Raw genomic sequence first — 14352 nt, 5'->3', positions numbered from 1 at the left:
CGTGTGGGGGTTGGCTGTCACTCTGCCCGCTGAGGGCGGTTGAGCCGCCCTCCATGTCCTTCGCGAGAAGTGAATCCGGTATGGGTAGCTGAGAACGAGAGCAGGGCACGGCCGCGCCGTTTCCGCCCTGATATGCGGTTTCCCCCTTTCTGAAGCCTTTGTGCCTGCTGGCCTTCTGAACGCTCCTTCGCGGACATCGTCCTGCCTGGGTGCTGCGCGGCTTGACGCAAGCTCGCCGGTTCCTCAGTCGCTGCCCGCACGGGCGCCGGTCTCTGTCAGTGGGGTCTTCGTCCCTCGGCGGGCCGTCGCATCGGCTGACGAGTTCGCTGCCTGGCTGTTTGCCCCTTTCACCCACCGCGTTTCACTTACCGCGTTCGAAGGAGGACGTGATGGCCCCATACGCCTGTATGGCTGCTCCGGGCAGAGGGAAGGTTCCGCCCCGTGGTTTCCGGGTGTTCACCTATGGTCTTCGTGCGGTGCTGGGAGGTGTGCTCGCTTGTGCTCTGATCCTGACAGCCCTGGTGGCTCAGGCTCCGCGTGCCGAGGCCGCCGTCAGCTCGTTCACGCCGTTGACCTGGAACATGCAGGGCGGTGGCGGTGGTGACCAGAGCAAGTGGACCAGTGTCGGCGCACTGTCCGCCGGCGGGCCGGGCCGACGGAAGCACACGGTCATCGCGCTCCAGGAGGCCGGCCCCAGCACGTCGCTGCCCAGCGGTGCGACAGCGACGGGCCGGACCTGGGCGGGGCCGGTGGTTCCCGCGGGCTCCCAGGATCCGAACCGTCCGCTGCCCGCCGGCACCACCTACACGGTGACCGAGTACCAGTGGCAGGTGGGAAGCGCCAGCAGAGGCGTGTCGGCCTACCTATACTTCATGCAGACGGACTTCTCCACCAGCAGCCGCGTCAACCTCGCCATGGTCACCCACACCCGGGCGACGAACGTGCACTTCGTCGCCCCGCAGAACGACAACCGGGCCCCGCAGCCACGGCAGGCACGCAGGCCGTCCTTCGGCGTCCAGCTCGATGCCCAGACCGTCTTCTGGAACGTCCACGCCGGCTCCTACGGTCCCAACGCCTACAACGACGCGGACAACCTGCTGACCGCCATCGCCACCACCAGCAGGGCGGCCGGCCTGACGGAGTGGTCCGCGCTCGGCGACTTCAACCGCAACCCGACACAGCTCCGCGCGCTTCCCGCCGGCACGGTCGTCTACCGCACAAACACGGGAACGCAGCAGGGCGGGGGCGAGCTCGACTACATGGTGAGCAACGGCGCGAACCTCAATGGCTGGTCGGGACGCGCGCTGGGCGGGGGAGTGTCCGACCACTTCCCCGTGGAGTTCTTCTTGAGGGCCTCAGCAGACCGTCCCGAACACGACACTCCGCTCAGGACCGGCGTCGACCCGGACCACTGCCTCCAGGCGGCGGCCTCCTCCAGCGTCACCACCCTGCCGTGCACCGGTGCGTCAAACCAGAACTGGGAGTACGTCCCCGCTGCTACAGGGAACAGCGGCACGGTGCGCAGCGGCACGCAGTGCCTCGATGTCTCGGGTGGAGGCAAGACCAGCGGGACCACGGTGCTGAGCTGGCCGTGCAACGGCGGGGTGAACCAGACGTGGCAGCTTCGTGAAGACGGGACGGTCTACAACCCGAACTCCAGCCGCTGCCTCGACAGCACGGCGGCAAAGACGTTCGGCAAGCCGGTGAACACCCTCGTCATCAATGACTGCGACACGACGGCCTACCCCCTGGGCCAGCAGTTCATCGGCCTCTCAGACCCACCGCAGCACGAGGTGACGGTCACCACCAGCGGTTCCGTGAGCGTCAGCCGCACCAACTCCGTTGGTGAACCGGACGAGACACTCAACCTGGGTGGCAACATGAAGGCCATCACGATGGTCGAAGAACCCGGCGTGCTGCACCTGTACGGCGTGAACGCCTCCACCGGGTTCGTCGCCAGCGGAGATCTGGACATCACCACCAGCAAGTTCAGCGGCTGGTCCGACCTCCCCGGAGCACCCCCGAATCCGACCAGTATCACCGCCCTCGCCCGGCGCGGCACGATCTACCTCCTGGTGCAGCAGCAGAACCTCTATCCGCTGCTCACGTTCAGGCGACCTGGCGAGCAGTGGCAGCCCTTTCTGGCTTTCGAGTCAGACCACGCCACACAGGCGGCCATGATCGTGGTGCCCGGCCGCGCCGACGAATTGAACAACACGGTGGTGAACGACCGGCTCCACGTATTCACTCTCGGCACCGACGGGCGTGTCCATGACTACCAAGGCGACATCACCGTAGACACGAACGGCAGACAAACACCGGTCTTCGCGTCCGACTTCTTCCTTGTCCCCGGCGGCACGACTGCCAAGGCCACCAGCCTGACCGTCAACCTGAGCGGCAACAGCCTGACTCTGGAGATCGCAGACTCCGACAACAACGTCTACACGCAGGCTCTGAACACGGACAACTCGGTATGGAACCCCGACTGGGCACAGATCCCCGGCCTCCACGTGCGCAACGTCACCAGCGAGACCGCGCCCGGCCAGCTGCGAGTGTGCGGCACCACCAGTGACAATCACGCCGAGTGCGCCGAAGAAGACACCTCGTCGGGCAGCAATGGCTGGAAGATCGCTCTCGGTGTCGGGGGAGGGGTGCTCCTTGTCGCTGGCGTCCTGGCCCTCCTCTGGTTCCTCGCACCAGCTGCCATTCCCGCTGCCCTCGGCATTGCCGGTGCCGTCCTCAGGGGAGCAAGAACATTCCTCTCGAAGACCAAGTACCACCAGCTCTAGAGCAAGGGGAAGCAGCGGTGGGCGGGCGTGGAGGGGTTCGGTCCCTCCACGGTGCTGCCATCCTGCCCGAACCCCGCCGTGCCGGTCTGGGTCTGGCGGCCGCCATCCGCTACCACAAGGAACACCACCACCTGCGCGTGCCCACCGACTTCGAGGACGCCTACGGCTACCGCCTCGGCGCCTTCATCACCGGCCCGGGCACCGCCTACAACCAGGGCGCCCTCGACCCTGACTGGACCACCGAGCTCGAAGACCTCGGCATGGTCTGGGACGACCACGAGGCCGCCTGGCAGGCCAACCTGACCGTCCTGGAAGCCTTCCACACCGAACACGGCCACCTCGCCATCCCCACCACCGCCCCCGGCGGCCAGTTCCTCGTCGTCCAACGCGGCCTCGCCCGCAACAACGCCCTGCCCACCGACCGCGCCGCCCAGCCCACCGCCCTCGACCCCGACTGGCTGCTGCCCCACGGCTCGGACTGGCACCACAAATACCACCTGCTGCGCCGCCACATCGAAGCCGGCAACGACCCCACCACACTGCGCCGGGACACACTCCTCGACGGCGTAAAGGCCGGATCCTGGCTGCACCGTCAGTTCACCACCTGGAACGACCTCGACCCCGGCCAGCGCGACCTTCTTACCCATCTCGGCCTGACCCCCGACCGCGTCCCCCTCCGCCGTTCCGCGTCGCCGCCGCTCCTTCGAACACAACGCGGCGCTGCTGCGGGCCTTCGTGGAGCGGAACGGCCGTCCGCCCGGCGCCCGGGAGTGGATCGCGGCGGACGGCGAACGGATCATGATCGGCCCATGGTGGTGCAAAACCCGCACGAAGCACGCCGCCGGGCAGCTCACCGGGGCGCAGCGCAGGCTTGTTGAGGAGTTCCTCCTCCCACGCTCTGTGAGTGATCCGGGACCAGGCGGGGAGCCGCAGACCGCAGCAGCGACGGCCGCCCTCCCCACGGAATGAACCTCGCTCGGACTGACTGAGCTTGACGTTTACCGTCCTGCCTGAGCTCGCTCAGTACGAGTTGTCGAGTCGGTCTACGAGGAATCGGAGTTCGCGAGCTCGGCGCCGGGACATGCCGTGTATCACGGCTTCCAGGAATTCCCGTGCTTCGAAGGGGCTGCCGCAGCATTCCCACACACCGCAGCCGCCGTCCTCGTACTCACTCCAGAGGTTGCGGTACGGGTCCTGCACGAACCCTCGCCAGATCCTGGCGGACTCGGCCGTGACGCCAGGCCACAGGTAGTTCCGGCTCCTCTCGACCCTGGCAACTTCGGCAAGAGCAGGCGCGGACAGGCCAGCGATAAAGGGTCGATAGGTGAGCCGGTGCCGCGACCGCTGCTCGGCGCGGACACGCCCAGGCCGTCTACGCGGCATGGGCCTTTCTGTAGAACGTCATGGGGTGATCCTGCCAGAGACGATCGGGCTGCGGCACCTGACTTGCAGCTCAGTCCGTTCGTCGCGGCTTCGTCCCCTTCTTGTGGTGGGCAGGGCGGCTGTATGCCTCGCCGGTGGCGAGGACTCGTCCGACGTCGTAGCGGGTCGCTGGCCGCCGGTTTGTCCGCTGCCGTGGCCGCGGCTGAGATGTCTTTGAACCCTCGTCGCCCGCCCCCGGGGGCCACTGGCCGAGCACACCTGCCAAGCCTCCAGGCACAGGCGGGAGTGAGCCGACAGGCTCTGAGAACGTGACTGACCCGCTCTCTGTCCGCACCGCCCCTGGGGACTGTCGCTGGATCCGTCCGTGAGATCGTCGTGCTCGTGATCGAGTCCTGGGTGATCAATGACCACAGCACTGTCCTTGTGTCGTCCGAGGCGGTGCTGGAAGCGCTTCGGTCAAGGATCGACGGCGGACAGTGTGAGACGTGGCTGACCAGTTCGTCGGGACGGTCACTGGCCTTCGTGACGAACACCGAGCGCGCGATGGTGATGCTGTGCGAAGACGAGGGTGATCCCGGCGAGCATGCCGTGGCCCCCGGTGCCCAGGGGCAAGCGGCGGGTTCGTCCTCGCGAACGGGCAGGACGACGAGTACCCGGATGAGGACACGGTTCCCCTCGGTGAGGCGTTCAGGCTCCTGAAGCAGATCGTTGGCACGGGAGACTGGCCGGCGGATGCACGCTGGGTGGTCGATCACTGAGCGGACTACCGCCTACCGCCACCCGAATTGAGCTGGAGGGACCGTGCGGCTTCGCTGGATGGTGCTGACGGGCTGCCAGGCTGGCCCGTAGCATGGGCTGTACGGGAGTCGGTAGCGGCTCGTGCCGTGTGCGAGGAGGGGCAACGCATGTTCGAGACCTCCCCGGATGCGGCGCTGGAGCGCTGCCCGGACTATCCTCCCAAGACCTCTACGCCGTCGAAGAAGCCGCCGTCTCCGTTCCCGCCGAGCCCAGCACCGCCGCGTGCCGGTGCTGCAGGGCGCGCGGGCGCGGGTGCGGCTGGTGAACCGCCGGTGTGTGAACTGGCCTCTGGAATCCGCCCCTGGACCGCCTCCGCCGCCCAGCGCCGCATCGTCGAACAGCTGCATGCCTGGGGTATCGCCCCATGAGGCGGCGGTGCGGCGGGTGGTGGCCGCTCTGATCGCTCCAGCGGTCGCTGACGCGGGCCGGCGCATCAGCGTGCACCTGGCCGACGAACACGGCCGCGCCTGCATCCTCGTCCTCAGCCACCACACCCCAGCACCCCACCGAGCCGTCTTTGACCGCAGTGGCCGACTGCCCCGCGGTCGCGGCGTGCGGCACCGACCAGGCCCCGACGGAACCCGCCTGTGGGCCGTCATCGACCTCACCGCCCCACCCCGCTCAAGACGCGTTGACCCTCATTCCGCAGGAACGGGCGGTGGCTACCATCGGCTGCGCCGACCAGGGCTGGCGCGGCACGCAGGAATTCCCGGGCCTGCACTAGGAAGAATCGAGGCTGTCTGTCCAGGCGGTCCCTGGATGGTTGGCCGTCATCCCGGTCTCCGGCGGCTTTGGGATCATCTCGGTGTGCCCTTCGCAGTGGTGTCCGAGTCCAGACGCCAGCGCGTCGGCGGCTGCTTCCATAATTGTTCGGACCGAGTGGTTCGGCGTTTTGTGCGGGCTGGCATCCACCACAGGGCGTCGCACTCCGGCTGGTGCCGGTAGAGGTACTCGATGGCAATCTGCGCCTTCCCGACGCCCCCGACCTCTCATGCCTCCGGCGGTTATGCCGGTCGGGGCCGGTCGCGGGCTCTGGCCGAGCAGCTCGAGCAGTTCGCCGTGACCGGTGAAAGCTGGATTGCGGGGCGCAGGACGGTGCTGAAGATCTGCGCTGTGTCCGCGGCGCGACCAGAAGGTGGTGATGCTTCGGGGCTGGCGGTTCGTTCTCCGGCACTGGTGTGGCCGGTGGTGTTACGTAGTTGGAGGGGTGCCCCATTCGGTGTCGGCGGTGGCCCGGGCTGTGTGGGCGTCGGTTTCCAACTGGATGACGGCACGGGCCTGATCCGCGGACTGCGCGGCGAGGTGCAGGAGGTTGTAACGGCCGTTCGTGGTCGTGTCTGTGAGTAGTGCCCGCGGGGTAGGAGTGTCGCCCTGAAGTCGGTCAGGCAGGTGCAGAGTTGGGTGAGGCTGTCTGTGACCTCGGCGGAGCACTTGCCACGGACTTCTCGGATGGTGACGCGGAGCTTCTTGAGGAGGTCCGTGATCTGTTGTGTCTCGGGGTCGCCTTGGCAGAGGGGTGCTCGGCGTCGACGCAGAGCGCGAGCACGCCCGAGGTGGCGGTCTTGATGTCGTCGTACTCGTCTTTCCAGTGATCGCGTGCGTCGATGCGTTGCTGGAGAGAGTCTTGGCGTCGTTGGTCCTCGGCGCGGTCGGTGAGCGTGTGCCGGCGTCCGCGACGGAACAGCAGTGCTGTAGTCGCAGTGCCGACTCCTGCGCCGATGAGCGCGCCGAGGGTGGCGGCGAAGACTGGTGTGGGGATGCCCCACATCGTGTCCGGAGAGGACGAGGTGGGAGCCTGCGGCTGCGGAAGCGCCATGGGCACGGTGGTGGTTACGAAGGAGCTGGTGATGTGAGGCAGGTTGTGGGCGTCATCGGTTGCAGCGTGGTGGTCGGCCTGCGGGGAGACGAGCGTGGCCGTGGTGATCGAGTGCGTGATCGGAGAAGCGGATGCGCACTGCGGATGGATGGTCAGAGCGAACACAAAGACGGCACTCGTTGTTGCCATGCCCTTGGCGAGGCGTCGACTGCCTCGTTGGGGCCTTAGCCGCGCCTCCTCGGAACGGCGGCTAAGGTGGTGCAGTGGTGACATGAAGATGTCTCCTCTCCCGCCCCCTCTCCGGTTCCGGCCTAGGAAACCAATGGACCAGGGAGGGGGCGATGTCTATTCCTCGGTACGTGTGACAGCTAAATACGTTGTGCTAGGCATACGGCTGAGATTTTCTGCTTTGGCACGTCGATAAATTCAACAGGGTGCGCCAGATTTCTGGCGCAGCTCCCCGAATCTGTTACCAATCGTTCCAGACGGAGTCGGTGCCAGGGGTACGGCACGGTGCTCCATTTCGTCGCGGTCGACGGGTCATCAGGTCGACAACTTTATAAGCCTGGTTGGGCCTTGGTCGGACTCACGGATACTAGCGCCACTGGTGAAGCAGTGCCTTCAAAGAAACCTCGGCGGCTGAGTCAACCTCAGCGGCGCCTGGGACAACGGGATGCTTGACCTGTTCGTTATGGCACGAGGTGTATTTTCCACAGGTGGAGCCGGCGCCAGGCGGTTCGCCGACCACCCACCACTCGTCGGTGTCCGCATCTTCCAACTGCTGGAGCAGATCGTCGACCAGCTTGCCCAGTTCCGCCTCGTCGGTCGGTGTCTGCAAGGCTCGCCCGCTGCTGCTGCGTGGCGCACCACTACTCCCTGAAGCAGCCGCTGACGTGCTTGAAGACTCCTCTTTGGTGCGGTTGCCGATGCGGTAGGAGATGAGGAGGTTCGTGTACAGGGCGTTGGCGAACAGGTACTGGCGGCGCTGTTGGGGTGTCACGGACGGACCGTAGAGGTCTAGCACCTCAACGAGGTCGAGGCGATCCTGGCGGAGCTGAAGCCGGGGCGTGAGTTGCACACCAACGTGGAGTTCTACGCGGGGGTGGTCATGGAACTGTGCGGTCTGCCACGGGAGATGTTCACGCCTACGTTCGCTGCGGCGCGGGTGGTGGGGTGGAGCGCCAACGTGCTGGAACAGGCGGCGGATTCGAAGATCATTCGGTCGGTGGCGCGGTATGTGGGGGTGGAGGCGCCGGTGATGGCCTGAGATACGCGGAAGGTCAGGCACCGGGGCGGCTACCGGTCAGCGGGCGTCGACTGTCTGGTTGAGATCGCAGCGATGGCTGCCTAAGGGGCAGGGAGGCCTTGGCCCGCACCTGGGTCTCGCGTGTGATGACCACGATGCGTTCGTAGTCGGCTCGTGCCGCGTCTGCAGGAAGCTGGGAGTCGAGAGAGCCGGTCGCTGTTTCCGATGCGGATGACCTTCGAGGGCGACCAGTCGAGGGCCTCGGGCACCTTCGGCTGGGTCAGCTCCGCGGCTTCACGTGCCTCCTTCTCCTCGATGCATTTTCACGATGGCGGTGAGGCCGTATGTCCCCTGGAGGAGGTCGGCCAGAGGGCGCGGATCGCCGCGCCAGGGGAAGTAGTAGCGCTCGTCCCTACCGTTGTCGAAGACCAGGAGCCAGCTGGAGTACGGAGAAGCGTTCACGGTGCCTTGCTGGCCAGCTCGTGTGTTGTGGCTGGCCAGGTGTGAGGGCGGGGGCGGTGGGTCGGCCTCGGGGATCGGGGGCGTGTTGTCGTGAGTTGCGCGCCGGCCGGAGGCCGCCGTGTGGATGAGCGCAACAGCCGGTGACTGGCTGGTAGCGAGGGTGGAGGTATCCGCCTCTTTTGGCTTCTCTCCTCGATGTCCTGACAGAGCCAGGGGCCTCCCTTCGTCACTCTCTTCCATGGGCAACAGGGCCCCTTCGGGGCCCTGTTGCCCGCTCCTGGTGTTCCGTGATTTACTTTTTCTCGCGGAATACAATTCAAGTTTCCTCAATTTTAAGGGAATCAGAGGTTCCTCCTGAACTCTGCGCCGAAAAAGGGAACATGATGAACCATCAACCCAAACCCCAGCCCTCCACTCTAACAATCAAAATTCACGTCTAGATTTGTGCCGGAGGCGCGCAAGGTTATGGAATGGCCGGAGGCCAATTCCATAACACCTCGCCGAAGGCGGGCAATTCGCGCGGGGACGCGTGAAACGAGCGAAGCGAGTATTCGGCTGCCGGAGGTCCGACCAGAGCGAGCTTTCTGAGCGTGCGTCAGTTCTCTCTTCGAGATCCTGCGAAACGGGTGCTGTCGCGGGGCGGTGAGTCTGCGTAGGTAGTGGTCCTTTGAGGTGGGGTTTCGCGGTTTGGCTGGGTGATCTTCTGGTTCGGAGCGGGGGTTCAAGTCCGGTTCGGGGCCTGGATGTTGCTGAGCTGGGTGGGGGTCGCTGTTGTCGTGGCCTGGGCATTGTCGGGTGTTGTGCAGGTTGGTTGGGCGGGTATGGCTTGTCTGTGCAGTTGCACTGGTGGGCCGTAAGGCAGCCGGGGCTTGCGTGCACGTCGCGGGTGCCGTCCCGGTCTGTGTACTCAGTGTCGGCGCGGTAGCGCTGTCACCGGCGTGACCGCCCGGGTGGCGTGGGGAGTGGCGGGTGTGGGGTCGGTAGTGTTCCTCGGCGAGGTGGTCGAGCTGGATGGCTTCGAGGGATGTTTTGGTGATGCGTTCGCTGCCGTCGCAGATCGCGTCGATCGCGGCGTGGCGGATCAGGCGCGAGAGGCTGCCGATCTTCCCACCGGTGCGCTCGTGAAGATATGAGGCAAGGCGGGGCAGACTGCCCGTCTTGTGGTTCTCAAGGTCGAGGGCTTGTTCCATCAACGTGATCAGTTCTTTGAACGGCTCTTGTTCCCCGAGGCGGGCGGGGAAGGCGCTGAAGTCGATGAGGCTGGCCCGACCGGCGAGTTGGGCACCACGTACCCCGCTGAACAGCTCGCTGCGTGTCACGTCGATGCCCGCGTACACGAACGTCGCGCCGATGCGTTCGGTGAGGTCTTTGAGGAGGTCGGCGGTTTCGGCGCCGGTGGTGGTGTGGGGGTTGAGCCGGTGGATTTCGTCGATCAGGACGAGTTTTACGCTGGCTTTGGCGTAGGTGGTGCACACGGCGGTGGTGATCTGGGCTTGGGTCATGCGGATGGTGGTGGGGATGCCGAGGTAGCGGGCGAATTCGGCGGCGAGGGTTTTCGCGCTGGCGGCGGGCGGGACCAGGACGTAGGCGACCGGCACAGAAGCGGTGTGATTGATGCCGGGGTGGGGACTGCGTGCGGTGTGGGCGAGGTGGCAGACGCGACCGACTTCGAGGAGCGCGGTGGTCTTGCCGGTAGTGGCGGGGCCGGTGACGATCAGGCTGGGGCGTGCGGTGATGTGCTGGTGCTGTCCGAGGATCATCAGGGTGCGGACGTTGCGGGCCAGGGCATCGACGGCTGGGGTGCGGATGGTGACGAACGCCGAGTGGTAGGCGAGGCGTTCGTCCACGCTGCGCTGTGGTGCCCCTGCCGTCGGCGGGGCGGGCGGGGCAGTGGTGGCGAACGCCTCGAATCCCTGCCAGGTAGTGACCGCTGCCGGTTCGGCGGAAACCGGAACGGCTTCTTGCCCACTCACCATCGCTGTGCCTCCTCGTAGGCGTTCCACAACGCGAACCCACGATCGGGCCGGCTGCCGCCGGCGGCTCTGTGTCGCTGTCGCCTTGGGCGGCCAGGTCGTCGAGGCTGTCTGCTTCTTCCCATTCGATGCCCTTGGCTGCGTCGTGATCGACCGCGGTGCCGCTGTGCTGCTGGGGAAGCGCATGCGTCAGGGAACCAGCGGAGAGGAGGACTCCTTCACTCCTGTCTGGGGCGGATGCCGCGATTTGGACGCCCGCCCTTTCCTCGCCGGTCTGTTCGGCTTTCTGCCCCGCTGCGCCCGGCGGAAGCGGCGCGGCGTCTGCGGTGGTGCGGGCGCGGCGCAGGAGCTGATCGAGGGAGTCGGCGAGGTCGGCCTCGTGCTGCTCCCGCCCGGCCCGCTGTTCCACGGCTGCTTTCACGAGCCTCCAGGCTTGTTCGCCGAAGGGTTCGTGGACGTGGTCGCGGTGGATCCACGGCACTTCGGCCAGGCTGCCGTCGGGCAGCCGTACCCAGACCTGCCGTAGATCGTGGGGTTGTGGTGGACCTCCCACTTTCCGCCGCGCAGCGGGATGCCGGAGCTTTGGCCGCGGTGTTCGTTGAGCACCGCATCGTCGTAGGTGCGGTGGTCGATGCGGATGCCGCGGCCGGTGATGGCGCACCAGCGCACCGGCAGGAGCGCCAGGTAGTCCCGCCCGGACAACGGCAGTGGCACGTATCCGCACACGCCGAGCAGCGCGGCCCACATCTCGTTCGGTGACAGCACCGTCCGGGACAGCACGGGATGACGCAACGCGTCGTGGGACGGGACTGCCACCCGCAGATGATCCATTCGTCCAGCAGGTCCTGGAGCTGCGCAACGCTCCAGCAGGCCTCGCTCTCCACGCGCGGTCCGCGGCGGGTGACGTCGGATCCGGTGTAGCCGGCGACATGCTGAGCGACCAGCGTGTTGATCGCACCAAAGGTCCGCTCCACCGAGCCCTTCGCACTCGGCCGGCGGGGTGGGGCGCTCTGCACACTGATCCCCAGGGTTTCGCACGCGGCCGAGAACCCTTGGGAGAGGAACACCTTGCCGCGGTCGACGACGATGGTCTCGGGTACGACCACCGGCCGCGCTGCCGCCCCGTCCAGCCGGTGATCGAGTGGCAGCAGCCGCTCGTAGGGCACCGCCGCGTACGCGAGCCGCAGCGCGGTGTCCCATCCGGGCCGCATCGGGTGGGGCACGGCCATCTCGGCGAGCAGCAGTGCCGCGTCGACCGCTTTCGTCCCCTGCGGGCGCAGCACGGCGGCCAGGATGGAGCGCGTGGCCACGTCGACGGCGATGGTGAGTTCCGGCCGCGCCGGACGCCCGTCGTCGTTGATGGCCATCACATCCAGCCGGGTGGTGTCGACCTGTACCATCTCGCCCGGCCGCAGTGCCCGGTCGGCGTGAACGGCCCCGTCGGCACCGCCGCGCCACCGGCCGGACGCCCGGGCAGCTCACGGGTATCGACCAGTGCGTTCACCAGCCGGTTGAACGTCGACTCGGGAGGCACCTTCACCCGGCCTGCTCCGTGGGCGTCGTCCAGGATCTGTCCGGTCAAGGTCCGCAGCCCTTTCCGCGTCCCCCTGGAACGCCCCCGTTGGCCGCCGCACCGCCTCCAGCACCGCAGCCACGACCCGCTCGTCCGCGCGCCCGGTCGCTCTCGTCGGCCGCCGCTTGCGTCCGTCGACCAGCCCCCACAGCCCGCCGTCGCGGTAGCGGGCCCGCATCCGCCGCACCGTGGGCACACTCGCCTTCGCCCACCCCAGTGCGGCCAGCTCTTCGGCCTTGGCCCGCTCCCGCTCGGCCAGCGAGTATCGCTCGGATCGAACTGCGGCCGAGGTGCTCCTGGGCTGCCGGGACCTGCGGGGAGACCGTACTCGATCTCACGGATGTGCCGCTGCCAGGCCAGTGCGCGCTCCCGCGGCTGCGTCAATGCCTTCGAACAGCCCCACTGCGGCACTCGGGACGCGCATCGTCTCTGACGACGCGAAAGCCGGGATCGGCGCACAGGTGCGCCGCCAGCACCGACGCGGTCGTCCCGTCCTCGGCGACCAGCCGCCGCCTGCCCTACCAGAGCGACGATCTGCCATGTGACGGCTTCGAACACGACATGGGCCCCGACCTCGGCCCGCCAGCCCCCGGACGCCTCCGTCATCGCTCCCGCTCCCCAGCCGCTGTGCGTCGGACCAGCACCTGCTCGTGCAGGGGCACCTCGAGCGCCGTCTCAAGCCGCCCCGCCCACAGCGCGTGATACACGACCGGCAAGACCTGCAGCGGATCCCCGACCATGACCGCCCCCTCGATCAGCGGCCGAGGCTGCGCGAAGGCGTCCAGGACTGCCTCCTCCAGGTCACCGTGACCGCGGTAGCGCGGATGCCGGTAGCCGGCCAGCCAGGCCACATTCGACGCCATCACCGCATCCGGCGGCCTAAGGCGCCGGTACTGCCACCCACCAGCCCACATGCTGCGTCCAGCACCGCCTGGGCGTGCTGCGCCCGGACCCGCCGGCGTCCTCAGCGGCGGGGCAGTCAGCCAGCAGCCCGGTCCCGTCGGTGTACCGGGCGAACAGCTGCGGGATCCATGACCGTACGCGGCTGCGTTCATCGCGCCACACCACCCGTACCGGACGCGCCGACAACCCCACGACCCGCCGGTTGCGGTCCAGGAGCATCAACTGCGCCCGCATCGCAGCCGACCCGTGTGCCACATGCCGGCCCATGGTGGCCGACCACCACCAGCCAGGGCCCCACCGCCGACCCGGCATGATCGGGAACGCGGACACCGGCGGCGCATGCTCAAAACGCACCTCGGTCGCGGCCGCGGTCCAGGGTCTCTGCGTCAGATGCCCCGACTCGTCGACGAACACTGCTTCCGCACGCCCCGCATTGCCATGGAGTCCCACACCGGCAGCCAAGAACAGCGGTGGCGGCCAGGGAGGGAGAATTCCGGCGGCCTCACCCCAACGAGCGAACGCGCCCTAGCGATCAACCAGGAACCGTGGTCTGCATGCCGAACGGCCCACCCCGACAACTTGCGCCTTTGACCGCGGGCGTCAGCCATCGTCATCCTGCGGACCACTAGCCAGCACTTCCACCACTGCCTCTGCAGGCAGCCCTGCCCACTGGGACACTTCCTCAAGGGGCACCCCGGCACTCGCCGCTGCCCAAACGGTCTCAATCAGGGCCTGGTCGACCAGCGTGGCGGCACGGCCGAGGTTACTCAATAGCTGCCGCGCGGCATCGACGCTCTTGCCGTACTGCGCGCCGCGCAACTGCTGCAGCTGCTCCTCCGCGTCACTGATCAGGTTTTCGATCAGGAAGCGCTGTTCGGCGGGCACCGTGGAGCGCCAGTTCGTGCCGGAACCGGGGTGTCATCTTCTCCCTGGACAGGGAACGCAGCCCGGCGGCCATGGTCGACGGCTGGTGTTCCTGGCGCACCCACCACGGGTTCTCGTCGAACCGTGCATACGGCCCGGACCGCCCCTCAGGGTGGCGGCGCCGGCGGATCACCGTCCCCATCCACGCGAGCAGCGGGCCCCGTGGTCGACTGCGACCAGCGGCCCCAGCCATGGACGTTCCACCCGCTCCCCGAGGCGGCGGCAGAATTCCCCGTCCGCAGGCAGCGGCGCGCGGCCGTTCACCGCCGCTGTCGGCCCATACCCGCTGCGCCATGGCAGGGTCCAGCAGCGCGTCCGCGACGGCCACCACCTCCGGGAAGATGACCGCGTCCCGCCCCACAATCCGCCAACGCTCCAAATCGGTCCCCGCGTTGCCGCCCGCGACCTGGTGCAGGCGACGCGGCCAGATCTCCTCCCGCTCCCACCCGTACGCCCCCTCCCACCACCGGGCCACCACCGCATAC

Annotated in this window: 13 protein-coding genes and 1 pseudogene; 5 read left to right on the top strand and 9 right to left on the bottom strand. The window is 67.5% G+C overall.

Features of this window, described 5'->3' with window-relative positions; genetic code table 11:
* Positions 1-389: 389 nt before the first annotated feature.
* From BX283_RS41135 to BX283_RS39865, 3 genes are all read left to right on the top strand, one after another.
* Complete coding sequence (locus tag BX283_RS41135; protein WP_101385661.1) at positions 390-2789, top strand: ricin-type beta-trefoil lectin domain protein; 2400 nt, start codon at positions 390-392, stop codon at positions 2787-2789.
* A gap of 17 nt (positions 2790-2806) precedes the next feature.
* On the top strand, positions 2807-3667 hold the full coding sequence (locus BX283_RS39750; RefSeq protein WP_257581529.1) for a helicase associated domain-containing protein: 861 nt from the start codon (positions 2807-2809) through the stop codon (positions 3665-3667).
* Between the two features lie 1410 nt (positions 3668-5077).
* The gene (locus tag BX283_RS39865; protein ID WP_143676294.1) at positions 5078-5338 is read left to right on the top strand and encodes a hypothetical protein; all 261 of its coding nucleotides are present in this window, start codon (positions 5078-5080) and stop codon (positions 5336-5338) included.
* 1013 nt (positions 5339-6351) lie between these two features.
* Here BX283_RS39865 and BX283_RS39860 read toward each other — a convergent pair.
* Both BX283_RS39860 and BX283_RS00035 read right to left on the bottom strand, forming a co-directional pair.
* Complete coding sequence (locus BX283_RS39860) at positions 6352-7059, bottom strand: YtxH domain-containing protein (protein WP_143676293.1); 708 nt, start codon at positions 7057-7059, stop codon at positions 6352-6354.
* 322 nt (positions 7060-7381) lie between these two features.
* Entirely contained in the window at positions 7382-7786 is a 405-nt protein-coding gene (locus BX283_RS00035; RefSeq protein WP_143676292.1) for a DUF6082 family protein, read from the bottom strand.
* A 33-nt stretch (positions 7787-7819) separates the two neighbouring features.
* Between BX283_RS00035 and BX283_RS00030 the strand changes: the two are divergent.
* Positions 7820-8053 (top strand): annotated as a pseudogene (locus tag BX283_RS00030) (citrate/2-methylcitrate synthase); the annotation flags it as partial.
* Between the two features lie 273 nt (positions 8054-8326).
* Here the strand turns inward: BX283_RS00030 and BX283_RS40260 are convergent.
* The 7 genes from BX283_RS40260 to BX283_RS00005 all read right to left on the bottom strand — a co-directional run bounded on the left by BX283_RS40260 (position 8327) and on the right by BX283_RS00005 (position 13828).
* Positions 8327-8494, bottom strand: coding sequence for an HEXXH motif-containing putative peptide modification protein (locus BX283_RS40260; RefSeq protein ID WP_180356966.1), 168 nt, complete (start codon positions 8492-8494; stop codon positions 8327-8329).
* A gap of 416 nt (positions 8495-8910) precedes the next feature.
* The gene (locus BX283_RS42305) at positions 8911-10470 is read right to left on the bottom strand and encodes a TniB family NTP-binding protein (RefSeq protein WP_101385654.1); all 1560 of its coding nucleotides are present in this window, start codon (positions 10468-10470) and stop codon (positions 8911-8913) included.
* Positions 10471-10884: 414 nt separating this feature from the next.
* Entirely contained in the window at positions 10885-11283 is a 399-nt protein-coding gene (locus tag BX283_RS41125) for a hypothetical protein (protein ID WP_257584463.1), read from the bottom strand.
* Positions 11284-11833: 550 nt separating this feature from the next.
* Positions 11834-12049 carry a hypothetical protein gene (locus tag BX283_RS41115; protein WP_257581526.1) on the bottom strand — a complete coding sequence of 72 codons (216 nt, stop codon included), beginning with the start codon at positions 12047-12049 and terminating at the stop codon, positions 11834-11836.
* 593 nt (positions 12050-12642) lie between these two features.
* Entirely contained in the window at positions 12643-12903 is a 261-nt protein-coding gene (locus BX283_RS42070) for a hypothetical protein (RefSeq protein WP_306822764.1), read from the bottom strand.
* 16 nt (positions 12904-12919) lie between these two features.
* Positions 12920-13255 carry a TnsA-like heteromeric transposase endonuclease subunit gene (locus BX283_RS42065; RefSeq protein WP_306822857.1) on the bottom strand — a complete coding sequence of 112 codons (336 nt, stop codon included), beginning with the start codon at positions 13253-13255 and terminating at the stop codon, positions 12920-12922.
* 288 nt (positions 13256-13543) lie between these two features.
* Positions 13544-13828 (bottom strand): hypothetical protein, encoded by a 285-nt coding sequence (locus tag BX283_RS00005; RefSeq protein WP_101385653.1) that lies wholly within the window; start codon positions 13826-13828, stop codon positions 13544-13546.
* Between the two features lie 332 nt (positions 13829-14160).
* Between BX283_RS00005 and BX283_RS40995 the strand changes: the two genes are divergently transcribed.
* The coding region (locus BX283_RS40995) for a hypothetical protein (RefSeq protein ID WP_218976487.1) at positions 14161-14352 on the top strand (192 nt) is incomplete at its 3' end.

It is taken from the genome of Streptomyces sp. TLI_146, from assembly GCF_002846415.1.
Taxonomy (GTDB): Bacteria; Actinomycetota; Actinomycetes; order Streptomycetales; family Streptomycetaceae; genus Streptomyces.
The sequence above is the reverse complement of the archived record's forward strand: the minus strand, read 5'-3'. Positions and strand labels throughout refer to the sequence as shown.

Bases quoted from the DNA above. Each gene is read 5' to 3' on its own strand.
- BX283_RS39860 (WP_143676293.1), bottom strand. From the start codon at position 7,059: ATGTCACCACTGCACCACCTTAGCCGCCGTTCCGAGGAGGCGCGGCTA.
- BX283_RS39865 (WP_143676294.1), top strand. From the start codon at position 5,078: ATGTTCGAGACCTCCCCGGATGCGGCGCTGGAGCGCTGCCCGGACTAT.
- BX283_RS42070 (WP_306822764.1), bottom strand. From the start codon at position 12,903: ATGGCGTCGAATGTGGCCTGGCTGGCCGGCTACCGGCATCCGCGCTAC.
- BX283_RS42305 (WP_101385654.1), bottom strand. From the start codon at position 10,470: ATGGTGAGTGGGCAAGAAGCCGTTCCGGTTTCCGCCGAACCGGCAGCG.
- BX283_RS41135 (WP_101385661.1), top strand. From the start codon at position 390: ATGGCCCCATACGCCTGTATGGCTGCTCCGGGCAGAGGGAAGGTTCCG.
- BX283_RS42065 (WP_306822857.1), bottom strand. From the start codon at position 13,255: ATGCCGGGTCGGCGGTGGGGCCCTGGCTGGTGGTGGTCGGCCACCATG.